The sequence below is a fragment of the Saccharopolyspora sp. NPDC003752 genome (assembly GCF_053605825.1).
In genome coordinates this window covers 59,864-72,227 of the sequence record NZ_JBSGJZ010000020.1, presented here as the reverse complement: position 1 = coordinate 72,227, position 12,364 = coordinate 59,864, and the positions used below count along the sequence as shown (strand labels likewise).

Below are 12,364 nucleotides of genomic sequence, written 5' to 3'. Positions count from 1 at the left end.
GGATCTGCTGGGGAGAACGCGGGAATCGCCGTTCTCAGAACGGAATCGGGAGTTGCGGAATGCGCGTGGTCGTCGTGAGCGATCGGAGCCTGAGCCGGGCCGGGTTGGCCGAGCTGGTGGCGGACCGGCCGGATGCGCAGGTCGTCGCGGACACCCACGACCTGGCGAGCGCCTGGGCGTACTGCCGCCGGGGGCGGGCCGATCTCGTGCTGGTCGATGCGGCCGTGGTCGAGCAGGAGACCGCGCCGCCGGACGCGGCCGAAGGGCACCCGTGGCAGTCGGCGGTGGAACGCGTCGAACTGCTAAGCCCGCGCGAGTCCGACGTGTTCGCGCTGCTCGGCGCGGGACTGTCCAACCGGTCCATCGCGCGCCGGCTGGGCATCTCCGAGCGCACGGTGAAGAGCCACGTCGCCCAGGTGCTGACGAAGCTCGGCCTGGAATCCCGGTTGCAGGCCGGACTGGCCGCGCAGCTCGCCGAGATCCGCGGCGGGCGGCGTCACGCCAAGCGGAGCACCTTCTCGTCGTCGTGAGTGATCACAACGCGCTCGGCGGCTTCTGCGAACGCCCGCACCCGAGCCGTTTCCCCCGCCGTGCGCCACACCAGCGCGACCTCGGAGTCCGGCATGTCGCGCAGCGGCACGAGCGCGATGTCCGGGCGCGCGTAGTACCGGGACACCGATTCGACCACCGGCGACACGCCCTGACCGTTGGCGATCGCGGTCAGCAGCTCCTGGAAGGTGCGCACGGCCTGGCGGCGGTTGATCGGCTGGCCGCCCGGCGTCGTGGTCGGGACGTGGAACTCCCACCAGTAATCCGGTGCCGGGCCCACCACGTCGATGACCTCCACCCGGGCCAGGTCCTCCACCGACACGGAGGAACGCCCGGCGAACGGGTGGTTGACCGGTACCGCGAGCATCCTCGGCTCCGACAGCAGCACCGGCCCCACCGTCAGGTCCGGCTCCGCCACGGGCAACCTGGTGATCAGCGCGTCCACGTCGCCGATGCGCAGCGGGCCGAGCGGGTCGGCGCAGTGCACCTCGGTCATCCGCAGCTCGCAGCCGGGGTGCTGGGTGCGGAACTCGGTCACCAGTTCGGCAGTCCACTCGTTCGCACCGGAGCCGAGGAAGCCCACCCGGAGGACGCCGTCGATACCGCGCGCGGTGGCGGAAGCCTGTTCGACCGCGCGGTCCAGCTGCCGGTAGGCGTCCTTGACGTCCTGCCAGAACTGCTTGCCCAGCGGGGTGAGCGCGACGCGGCGGCTGGTGCGGTCGAACAGCCTTCCCCCGATGCGGCGTTCCAGGGACTGGAGGTTCTGGGTGACCCGCGGCGGAGACACGTGGAGCCGTTCGGCGGTGCGCCCGAAGTGCAGTTCCTCCGCCAGCACCAGGAAGGTTTCCAGTTCGCGGAACTCCACCCCGATCACCTCCATCGTTAACCGTGCCTTAGCGAACATACCGCAGTTCGGCGTTGTTCCCCGGCCCGTTCGAGCCGATTCTCGATCACGAAAGCACGAACGAAGTCCTTAATCCGAAAGGTTGAACGTCCATGGCACCGCCCAAGTCCCCGGGCACCGCGCCGGCCGAGGCCGGGAAGCTCTCCGCCCAGCAGTGGCTGATGCTCGTCGCGGTGATGACCGGCACGTTCCTGTCCATGCTCAACGACTTCATCGTCAACGTCGCCACCCCGGCCATCCGCGACGAACTCGGTGCGAGCTTCGCCGAGGTACAGCTCATCATCGGCGGGTACATCCTGGTCTACGGCGTGGTGCTGGTGACCGGCGGGCGGCTCGGCGACATCTTCGGGCACCGCAAGATGTTCCTCCTGGGCAGCGGCCTGTTCACGCTGGCATCGCTGGCCTGCGGGCTGGCGCCCAATCCCGCGCTGCTGATCGTGTTCCGCATCGTGCAGGCGCTCGGCGCAGCCATCTTCTACCCGCAGGTGCTGTCCATCCTGCAGCTGGCGTTCACCGGTCGCGCACGCGCCAAGGCGTTCAGCGTGTTCGGTGCGACGATCGGGCTCGCCTCCATCGCGGGCCAGCTCATCGGCGGCGTGCTGATCGGCGCGAACCTGTTCGGCCTGACCTGGCGGCCGATCTTCCTGATCAACGTGCCGGTCGGGCTGATCGCCATCGCGATCGCCGCCGCCACCCTGCCGAAGCTCGCCGACACCGCCAAGGCACGGCTGGATTCGCTGGGCGTCGGCCTGCTGACGGTCACGCTGGTGCTGCTGATCTTCCCGCTGATCCAGGGTCGCGAGCTGGGCTGGCCGTCGTGGATCATCACGCTGCTGGTCCTGGCCGTCCCGGCGCTGGTCCTCTTCCTGCTGTGGGAGCGGCGGGTCGCCAACCGCGACAACTCACCGCTGGTGCCGCCGCAGCTGTACAAGATCCGCAGCTTCAGCGCGGGAAACGCGATCGCTCTCCTGTTCTTCGCGGGCAACAGCGGCCTGTTCTTCCTGCTGCCGCTGCAACTCCAGGCCGGTCTCGGTCACACCGCCCTGTACGCGGGCCTCACCTTCACCCCGCTGGCGGCGACGTTCACCATCGGTTCGCTGCTCGCCCCGAAGTTGCAGCCCAGGCTGGGCAACCACGTGCTGAGCCTCGGCTACGCCATCAACGTCCTCGGCAACGTCGCCATCCTGTTCACGGCGATCAACGCGGGCGCCGGCATGACCGGCTGGATGCTGGCACCGTCGATGGCGGTGATCGGCCTCGGCCAGGGCCTGGGGATGAGCCCGCTGGTGGCGGCGGTGCTGGTGGACGTCCCGGAGAAGGACGCGGGCGCGGCCTCCGGCGTCATCCAGACGATCATGCAGGTCGGCATGGCGTTCGGGGTCACCGTGATCGGGCTGGTGTTCTTCACCGTCCTCGGCGCCGACACCGCGCCGGCGGCCTACAGCCAGGCGTTCATCGCCGCCCTGGTCGCGCAGCCGGTCCTGGCCGTGCTGGCGTTGGCGCTCGTCCCGCTGCTGACCAGCCGGCGCGAAGCCCCCGGGCACGTCCCAGCGCCGGAGAGCGCCTCCGACACCACTGCCGTGCACTGAAATCAGGAGACCCACCATGACGCAACCCACCACTTCCTCCCGGCCGGTCGAGCACAGCGGAACGTTCCGCATCGGCGACGAGCTGGCCGTCCGCCAGCTCGGATTCGGCGCGATGCGCATCGTCGGCCCCGGCATCTGGGGTCCGCCGGAAGACCGGGACAACTCGATCGAGGTGCTGCGCCGATCGGCGGACCTCGGCGTGAACCTGATCGACACCGCCGAGGCGTACGGCCCCGACGTGTCCGAGGAACTGATCCGCGAGGCCCTGCACCCGTACCCGGAAGAACTGGTGATCGCCACCAAGGGCGGCATCCACCGGCCGAGCGTCCGGCAGCTGACGCCGAACGGTTCGCCGGAGTTCCTGCGCCAGGGCGTGGAGGGCAGCCTGCGCAAGCTCGGCGTGGAGACCATCGACGTCTACCAGCTGCACCGCATCGACCCGCAGATCCCGGTCGAGGAGTCGCTGGGGGCGTTGAAGGAGCTGCGCGACGAGGGCAAGATCCGCCACATCGGGTTGTCCGAGGTCAGCGTCGAGGAGATCGAACGCGCCCGCCGAGTGGTCGAGATCGCGACCGTGCAGAACCGCTACAACGTGGCCGACCGCGAGCACGACAAGGTGGTGGACCACTGCGAACGCGAAGGGATCGGCTTCATCCCGTGGTTCCCGCTGGCCACCGGTTCACTGGCCCGGCCCGGCGGCCCGCTGGAGGCGATCGCGCGCCGGACCGGCGCGACGCCATCGCAGCTGGCGCTGGCCTGGCTGCTGCACCGCTCTCCCGCCATGCTCCCCATCCCGGGCACCGCCTCCCTGGAACACCTGGCGGAGAACTGCGCAGCCGCCGTCCTCCGGCTCTCCGAGGAAGACCTGAGCGCACTCGACAACATCGCGTGACGGCCCCTCCGGCACGGCCCTGAGGCCACCTGAACCGTCCTGATGCGGACGGCGATGAGCCCCGCGCCCCTTCCCCCCAGGCGCGGGGCTCATCGCCGTCCGGCGGACGATTCCCTTGCACGGCAACATGAGTCGGCGCCGCGCCATGGTTTCGCGCGCATCCCGTTTTCGAAGCCGGCTGCAACCGCAGCGCGCGGCGCACCGGGTCACGACCGTTGAACGACGAGGATCCTCCGCCGGCACCGCGTCACTGGAGTCAGCGACGCAGCCGAGGCGGTGGCCGAGGGCCCGGCGCGTACTCGCTCCGATCCGGCCGGACGGCCACGTGGCCTGGGCCACCGAGAACCCGGCCGCACCCAGGCCCGGCCCGTGGTGAGCCCGGCGCTACTCCGGGCGAACGCATGCCGGCGCTTGCCGGCCCGACCGGTCACCGCGGTCCCTGTGCCCAGGCTCACGACCGCATTTTGTCCGATCTTCGCGGGCCGGCTCGCGAGAAGCCGATCTCGGCCCGGGCGAGCCCGGGGGCCGGCGTCTTCACCCCTCTCCGCGCGACGGTTTCCCAGGCTCCTCACCAGTGCAAATGTCGCCAGCGGCGTTGATGGCACGGGATCCCGGGCGGCCGCTTCCGGGAATTGCCGGGGAGTTATCGACCGATCAGCGCCAACCACTACGGAGCGGAGTCAACTCGAGGTCCAATGCTGACCTGATCAGGTGACACGTTGAAGATACGGTGACCCTTAGTTACGTTGCTAGTGGCTGTACATCACGGTCCGGTCACGACGCCTCGCCCCGAGAGGCCACCGCACCCCGGCGGTGGTGCCCGGATCTTCCCCGACCCGGAAAGGCGCACGTGCACAAGCATGGCAACGCGGGCGGCCGCACCCCGAAGGCCGCAGTCCGCGCACTCGTTGACAAGTTCGGCCCGAAGGCGGGCGGTACCGCCAGCCTCGGCAAGGTGTCCGGCAAGGTGCTCCCGGTGGTCGTCGCTGGTGGCGCGCTCGTGATGGTCGGTCAGCCGCTGCTGGCCGGCGCGGGCCCGGAGCAGGCCGCCCCGCACCCCGTGCAGATCCGGCCCGTCGACAACGAAGCTCCGCTGGCCCCGGCCGTCGCCCCGGCTCCCGCAGCCCAGGCCGCCCCCGAAGCCCCGGCCGCTCTCCCAGCCCCAGCGGCCCCGGCGGCCCCGCAGGCCCCCGCCGCTCCCCCGGCTCCGGCCGCCCCTGCCCCGGCGGTCGCCCCGCCGCCGGTCACCAAGTCCCTCGACGTCGACTACCAGGCGCAGAAGACCAGCTACTGGTGCGGCCCCACGGCGGCCCGCATCGCGCTGTCCAGCAAGACCGACGCGCTGCCGGACCAGAGCACGATGGCCGCCGAACTCGGCACCACCGAGAACGGCACGGACACCATCGGCCAGGTCGTCGACGGGCTCAACAAGCAGCTCGCGGGTACCGGCACCCAGTACGTCGCCCGGGACTGGAGCGACCGCTCGCTGACGCCGGAGATGACCGAGCAGCTGTGGTCGGACACCGTTCGCAACGTCACCGACGGCAAGGCGATGGTGGCCAACATCGTCGCGGCGCCCGGCAACCAGCCGCCCGGCTACCCGTCGAGCCAGACGATCTACCACTACGTGGCGATCGTCGGCTACAACGCGGCGGACAAGACGGTGCACATCTCCGACCCGGCGCGGTTCAGCGGGATCGAGGACTACTGGCTGAGCCTCGACCAGCTCGCTTCGCTGATCCAGCCCAAGGGCTACGCCGCCTGACGGACAGCACCCATCACCGATGAAGGCCCGCCGCTCCCCCGGCGGGCCTTCGTCATGTGCTGCGCCGGGCCAGCCGACGCCCGCTGCACCCCCTCACCCGGGCGGCTGTGCCGGTGCCTCCCGCTGGCACCGGCTGACCGCCTACAGCGCGAAGTACCGCAGCCAGACGTAGAGCGTGGCCAGCGCGATGGTCACCGCGGTGACCACGAGGCCGTACTTGGTGAACTCCCAGAAGCCGATCTACCCCGGCGCGATCACGGCGCTGATCCGCAACTACCTCGACCACGCCGCCGACGAGGAGTCGAGCACCCGGGTCATCACCCGCCGCGAGGAGGAGATCCTCAAGCTGGTCGCCGAGGGCCACTCGTCGAGGGAGATCGCCGACCTGCTCGTGATCAGCATCAAGACGGTCGAACGGCACCGCGCCAACCTGCTGCAGAAGCTCGGGCTGAGGGACCGCCTCGAACTCACCCGCTACGCCATCCGGACCGGGCTCATCGAGCCGTAGCCCGTTCCTGCGAATTTCCGGGCGCCCGTTTCCGGCGTCGATGAAATGGCGATGAAATCCGGTGGCGCGAATGGATTTCCCGCCTGATCCGGGTTGACCCCGTGATCGCCGCCCGACGATCATGCTCACCGTATCCGGGCCCGGTTCAACCGTTTTCGTTCCTCCTCAGCGCGGCGCGCGCACTTTCCGCGGAATGTGCGGTCGATGCCGCGCGCAGATGGAAAGGCATTCCATGCGATTGGTGAAGAAGACGTGCCTGGCGCTGGCGGGCGTCGCACTGGCCGCGGGTCTGAGTGGTGTCGAGATCGCGGCGGCCGCGCCGGAACCGGCGGCGACGGCGGACTGCGGTCATCTCTACCTCCTGACCGACGGCAGGGGCCGGGGGCTGACCGGCCGGACCTGGGACGACGCCGGGACGGCCGTGCCCGCCGGGGCGCAGATGGAGAAGTTCCGGTACGAGGACGGGATCGTCCCGGGCGTGCACCCGCACAGCCTGGACAACACGCGCCGGGTGGCGGCCCCGGCGCTGGAGAAGCGGGTTGTCGACTTCCACCGCGCCTGCCCGGGGTCGGGGATCACCCTCGTCGGCTACTCGTTCGGCGCGCTGATCTCCGGCGACGCGACCGAGCTGCTGGCGAGCAAGGACGAGGTCCCGCACCACCTGGTCAACGCCGTGCTGATCGCCGATCCGCGCCGCGGCGTCGCCGACACCGGCGTGCAGGGGCCCTCCGGCGGCATCATGTCGGTCGCCCCGGACGGCCCGGGCATGCACACCCCCGGACCGCGCGACTTCCGCGACATCGAGGTGGCGAGCATCTGCCGGGAGGACGACGTCGTCTGCAACGCCGCGAACCCGATCTCCAACGCGCAGGCGTTCTCCGGTCAGCTGCAGCGGCTCAACACCGCGCACGGCGCCTACGGCGACGCGGATCCGAACCGGAGCTTCTGGGCCAGGCCGGCCAACTTCGCGAACGCCGGGCACCTGCTGCTGCCGCCGTCCGCGCCGATCACCTGGGGCCCGGCCGCCTTCCCGGCCCCGATGCCCCGGGAAATGCTGAACGACAACGAGATCTACAAGGGCGTGATGGACGGTCTCACGCAGTCCGGAGACACCATTGCCTGGACGAACGTGCTGAATTCGTTCGGCCTGCCCGGTGACCAGATCGTCCACGGGTTCTGGCAGGCGCTGCAGGAAGCCGGTGCCGGCTACTGACCCTGCCGATCGAGGAACCGATCTCCGTGGCCCGCGTCGTTCTGGACGCGGGCCACGGGTGCGCGTCCTGGCGGCGAACTCCACCGGCTCTCCCCCGGCGCGTGATCGCCTCCGTGCGGCGGGCCGGGCGGATAGGGTGTGCGCCGATGGAACGCCGTCGCTCGGGTGAGCGACCTCGTCCGGTCGAAGGAGGGCGCGATCGCCAGCGACGAGGGCAGTCCCGCGCTGCGGTTCGCCGTCCTCGGGCCGCTGCGGGCCTGGTGCGGCGACGAGCCGGTGGGGCTCGGCCCGGTCCGCCAGCAGGCGGTGCTCGCCGCGCTCCTGCTCAACCGCAACGCGATGCGGACGGCGGACGAGCTGCTCGGGGCGATCTGGGGCAAGGAGCCGCCGGCCAGCGGTTCCAACGTCGTCTCCGTCTACCTCTACCGGCTGCGCGCCGCGTTCCGCGCCGCCGGGGCGACCGACGACGTCATCCGGCGGCACGGGGCCGGCTACCAGATCACCGCATCCGCACACCTGGACGCCGCCGAGTTCGACTCCCTGGTGGACCGGGCGACCGCAGCGCTGGCCGCCGACCGGCAGGTGGACGCCGAAGCCGCGCTCACCAGCGCCACGGCGCTGCTCGACGGGGAACCGCTGGCAGGGCTGCCCGGCGGCCACGCGGCGGCCGAACGGCAGCGGCTGCTCGATCGCGGCCTCACCGCGCGGCGACAGCTCGCGGGTCTGTGGATCCGCGGCGGCCGGCACTCCGCCGCCATCGACGCGCTGAGCGCACTCATCGCGGAGCACCCCTACGACGAGCCGAGCGTGGCGCTGCTGATGCGGGCCCGGTACGGCGGTGGCTGGGTGGCCGACGCGCTGCAGGACTACCGGAATCTGCGCGATCGCATGGTGCGGGACCTCGGCGTGGAACCGGGGCACGAGCTTCGCGCGCTGCACCAAGCCGTGCTGCGCGAGGACGACGTCACGATCGGTCTCGGCGAGCGGGTCGCTCCGCCCGTGCGGCGCGGCGCAGGCCGCGTCGAGCTGCCGCCCGACAACGTCCGCCTGGAAGGCAGAGCGGACCAGATCTCCGCGCTCACCGAGCACCTGTCGCCGCGTGCCGATGGCGCACCGCACCTGGTCGCCGTCGACGGCATCGCCGGGGTCGGGAAGTCGGCGCTGGTCGTCTACCTCGCCCACCGGCTGCGCCCGGCCTACCCCGATGGCGCGCTGTTCCTCGACCTGCACGGGCACACGGCAGGCCGGTCGCCGCTCGGTCCGGCGGACGCGCTCGGCCGGTTGCTGCGCACGATCGGCGTGGCGGACCGGGATGTGCCGGACGACGTCGACGAGCGGGCCGCGGTGTGGCGCGCCGCGACCGCCGACGCCCGACTGCTGGTCGTGCTTGACAACGCCGCGTCAGCCGAGCAGGTCCGCCCGCTGCTGCCGGGCGGGGGCGGCAACCGGGTGCTGGTGACCAGCCGGACCAGGCTGGTCGACCTCGACGTCGACCACCAGGTCACCCTGGACGCGCTCGGCGACGACGACGCAACCGCCCTGCTGTCCAGGCTCATCGGCGTGTCCAGGGCGGAGGCCGAGCCGGACGCCGTGCGCGATGTCGTGCGGGCGTGCGGAGGCCTGCCGCTGGCGCTCCGCATCGTCGCGGCCCGAATGCGCAGCCGACCGGCGTGGACCTTCGCGCACCTGGCGAGCCGGCTCGCGGACGGCAATCGCAGGCTGTCCGAGCTCTCGGTCGGCGACCGAAGCATCGAGGCGGCGTTCGCCCTGTCCTACAGCCGGCTGCCCGCGGCCGAGCAACGGATCTTCCGCCTGCTGGGCGAGATTCCTGGTATCGCACCGGACCAGTACTGCGTCGCAGCGCTCGCCGACGTCGCACCGCCGGCGGCCGGGCACCTGCTGGAGCGGATCGTCGACGCCGGCCTGCTCGACGTGGCGGCGATCGACCGGTACCGGCTGCACGACCTGGCGACCGACTACGCCCGCGGGCTGGCCGAGGCCGCGCCGGAGCCGGGAGCACTGGAACGGGTGCTGGACCACTACCAGCGGGCGACCCGCCGCACCAGGGTCCTGCTGACCGGTGAACCGGATCCGGACGACCGGGGCGGATTCCCGTTCACCGACGCCGAAAGCGCCGCGGAGTGGCTGACCGGATGCCGGGTGACGCTGCTGGAGCTGGTCGAGCACGCCGCGCGAACCGGCCACCTGGCGGCGGCCGGGCGGATCACCTCCGCCGTCGTGGACCCGTACACCATGCGGACCTGGTTCTCCGATGCCCGCCGGATGCACGAGTGCGTGCTCGCCGCCGAAACCGATCCGCAGCGGACCGCTCCACTGTGGACGAGCCTGGCGAACGTGCACGGCATGCGCGGCGCCTACCAGCAGGCATGGAACTGCTTCGAGAAGGCCCTCGCCGGGTACCGGGCGCTGGACGACAAGGAGGGCCAGACCAGGGCGCTCGGCGGGCTGGGCGCCGCGGCCAGGTCCCTGGGCCGGCACGACGAGGCCGCCGGGTACCTGACGCGGGCGCTGGGCGTCGCCGAAGACCTCGGCTACGACCGCCTCCGGATCCTCATGCTGTCCAACCTCGGAATGCTCCACGGCCAGCTGCGCCGGCACGACGTCGCGTTGGAACAGCTGCGCGCCGCGGCGGTGATCGCGGCCGAGCTGGACGATCCGCGGATGCGCACGATGACCGTGTGCGCGCTCGGCGAGCAGCTGTGCCGGGTCGGCGCCACGCAGGAGGCGGGCGAGGTGCTCGCCGAGGCGCTGGACCTCGCGCAGCGAACCGGTGATGTCCTGATCCGCGGATTCGCGCTGACCCACCTGGGCACCGTGGCGGAGCAGTCCGGCGACCTGGACACCGCGATCGCCCGGCATCTCGCCGCGTTGGACGCCGTCGACGCCGACGCGGTCGAAACCACGATCGAGATCCGCAACCACCTCGGCGACGCCTACCTCGCGGCGGGCCGCCCTTCAGACGCCAGGAAGCAGTTCCTGGCCGCGGTCGAGCTGACCGAGAGCGCCCCGAGCCCGGTCGCCAGGGCGCGAGCACTCCGCGGCCTGGCCCGCTGCGGCCCCCAGTTGCGCGACATCGGCGGATAGCCGTCGTCCCGCCCTGGCAGGGAGCAGAATTCGGGCCTGCGCCCTTGTCCACAAGAGACTGTTGGGTTTCACTGCTCGAAACGCAGGAGCGGGAGCGGTCCTCGACCGCTCCCGCTCCTGCCGTTGCTCAGACCTTCTCGCCGAGCGCCTTGGTGGTGTCCACGCGCTTGCGGACGGCGAACCAGCCGATCACCAGAATCACGACCAGCACCGGCACGCACAGCAGCGTCAGCCGCCCGGCCGGGACGTCGAACCACATCAGCACCACCACCGACGCCAGGAACGCCAAGGTCGCGATCTGCGTGACCGGCGCGCCCGGCAGCCGGTAGGACGGCCGCTCCACCGCGCCGGACTTGGCCTTGCGCACGAACAGCAGGTGGCACAGCACGATCATGGACCAGGTGGTGATGATGGCGACCGCGGCGAAGTTCAGCACGATCTCGAACGCGTCACCGGGCACCACGATGTTGAGGCCGACGCCGAGCACGCACACCGCGCCGGTGAGCAGGATGCCGCCGTAGGGCACCTGGCTGCGATTCATCAGGCCGGTGAACTTCGGCGCCGATCCGGCCGCCGACATCGACCGCAGGATCCGGCCGGTGGAGTACAGCCCGGAGTTCAGGCTGGACATCGCGGCCGTGAGCACCACGAGGTTCATCACGTCGCCGGCCCACGGGACGCCGATGCCGGAAAGCACCGTGACGAACGGGCTTTCGCCCTTCTGGTAGGCGCTGAAGGGCAGCAGCAGCGACAGCAGCACGACCGAGCCGCAGTAGAAGATGGCGATCCGCCACATGATCGAGTTGATCGCCTTGGGCATGATCTTCGCGGGGTTCTCCGTCTCGCCCGCCGCGACGCCGACCAGCTCGACGGCCGAGTAGGCGAACACGATGCCCTGCACCACGAGCACCAGCGGGATCAGGCCGTTCGGCAGGATCCCGCCGTGATCGGCGATCAGGCTGAAGCCCGGCTGGTGCCCCGCGATCGGGTCGCCCAGCACCAGCAGCACGATCGCGACGCCCATGAACAGCACCAGCGCGCCGACCTTGATGATGGCGAACCAGAACTCCATCTCGCCGAAGACCTTGACCGACACCAGGTTCAGCGTGAGCACCACCGCCAGCGCGATCAGCGCCAGCACCCACTGCGGCACCGGGCTGAACAGCGACCAGTAGTGCGCGTACAGGGCGATCGCGGTGATGTCGGCGATGCCGGTGGTCGCCCAGTTCACGAAGTACATCCAGCCGGCGACGTAAGCGCCCTTCTCCCCCATGAACTCGCGCGCGTAGGACACGAACGCGCCCGAGGAAGGCCGGTACAGGATCAGCTCGCCCAGCGCACGCACCACGAAGAACGCGAACACGCCGCACACGGCGTAGGCGATCGCCAGCGCGGGCCCGGCCGTCGCCAGCCGCCCGCCCGCGCCCATGAACAGGCCCGTGCCGATGGCGCCGCCGATCGCGATCATGTTGATGTGCCTGGCTTTGAGGGCCTTGCTGTACCCCTCGTCACCGGCGTCGACGGGCGCCTGAGCACTGCGCTCGCCGTCGCCTTGCAGGATTTGCGTCACTGATCCTCGTCTCCGATTTGAGGACTCCGCCGGAACGCAGCGGGTTGCCCGCCAAGCGAGCGGTTCCCGGCAGAGCCCACGAGCCAGCTGTTCGGCGCATTCCACCAGCCGTGCAGACCCAAGTCGAGTCCACGAAACCTTCACTTCCCAAAAGGGCAACCTGCGGAGCACCTGCGATCTACGCCCTACGCGGTGGTAGTGTTCGGAACCTTTTGCCCCGGGCCGTTTCCGGCGAGCCAGCCCGCACGGATGACGTGCCGCGAAGGCTC

The 12,364-nt window shown here is 70.9% G+C and carries 9 protein-coding genes; 7 read left to right on the top strand and 2 right to left on the bottom strand.

What is annotated here, in order from left to right; all coding sequences use genetic code 11:
• The first annotated feature begins 59 nt into the window (after positions 1 to 59).
• Positions 60 to 530: a response regulator transcription factor gene (locus tag ACWEV3_RS24905; RefSeq protein ID WP_452616228.1), complete on the top strand. Its 471-nt coding sequence runs from the start codon at positions 60 to 62 to the stop codon at positions 528 to 530.
• On the opposite strand, the gene ACWEV3_RS24900 is transcribed toward ACWEV3_RS24905, so the two are convergent.
• Positions 497 to 1,414 (bottom strand): LysR family transcriptional regulator, encoded by a 918-nt coding sequence (locus ACWEV3_RS24900; RefSeq protein WP_452616227.1) that lies wholly within the window; start codon positions 1,412 to 1,414, stop codon positions 497 to 499. The two genes, ACWEV3_RS24905 and ACWEV3_RS24900, sit on opposite strands and share 34 nt — an antisense overlap.
• A gap of 131 nt (positions 1,415 to 1,545) precedes the next feature.
• Here ACWEV3_RS24900 and ACWEV3_RS24895 point away from each other — a divergent pair, with 131 nt between their 5' ends.
• The 6 genes from ACWEV3_RS24895 (at position 1,546) to ACWEV3_RS24870 (ending at position 10,525) form a co-directional block, all read left to right on the top strand.
• Positions 1,546 to 3,042 carry an MFS transporter gene (locus ACWEV3_RS24895; RefSeq protein WP_452616226.1) on the top strand — a complete coding sequence of 499 codons (1,497 nt, stop codon included), beginning with the start codon at positions 1,546 to 1,548 and terminating at the stop codon, positions 3,040 to 3,042.
• Positions 3,043 to 3,058: 16 nt separating this feature from the next.
• Positions 3,059 to 3,934 (top strand): aldo/keto reductase, encoded by an 876-nt coding sequence (locus ACWEV3_RS24890; RefSeq protein ID WP_452616225.1) that lies wholly within the window; start codon positions 3,059 to 3,061, stop codon positions 3,932 to 3,934.
• 850 nt (positions 3,935 to 4,784) lie between these two features.
• On the top strand, positions 4,785 to 5,699 hold the full coding sequence (locus ACWEV3_RS24885) for a C39 family peptidase (RefSeq protein ID WP_452616224.1): 915 nt from the start codon (positions 4,785 to 4,787) through the stop codon (positions 5,697 to 5,699).
• A 199-nt stretch (positions 5,700 to 5,898) separates the two neighbouring features.
• Complete coding sequence (locus ACWEV3_RS24880) at positions 5,899 to 6,207, top strand: response regulator transcription factor (RefSeq protein ID WP_452616223.1); 309 nt, start codon at positions 5,899 to 5,901, stop codon at positions 6,205 to 6,207.
• A gap of 241 nt (positions 6,208 to 6,448) precedes the next feature.
• Positions 6,449 to 7,420, top strand: coding sequence for a cutinase family protein (locus ACWEV3_RS24875; RefSeq protein WP_452616222.1), 972 nt, complete (start codon positions 6,449 to 6,451; stop codon positions 7,418 to 7,420).
• A gap of 165 nt (positions 7,421 to 7,585) precedes the next feature.
• Positions 7,586 to 10,525 (top strand): BTAD domain-containing putative transcriptional regulator, encoded by a 2,940-nt coding sequence (locus tag ACWEV3_RS24870; protein ID WP_452616221.1) that lies wholly within the window; start codon positions 7,586 to 7,588, stop codon positions 10,523 to 10,525.
• A 127-nt stretch (positions 10,526 to 10,652) separates the two neighbouring features.
• Here the strand turns inward: ACWEV3_RS24870 and ACWEV3_RS24865 are convergent, their stop codons facing one another.
• Complete coding sequence (locus ACWEV3_RS24865) at positions 10,653 to 11,993, bottom strand: amino acid permease (protein WP_452616281.1); 1,341 nt, start codon at positions 11,991 to 11,993, stop codon at positions 10,653 to 10,655.
• Positions 11,994 to 12,364: the final 371 nt, after the last annotated feature.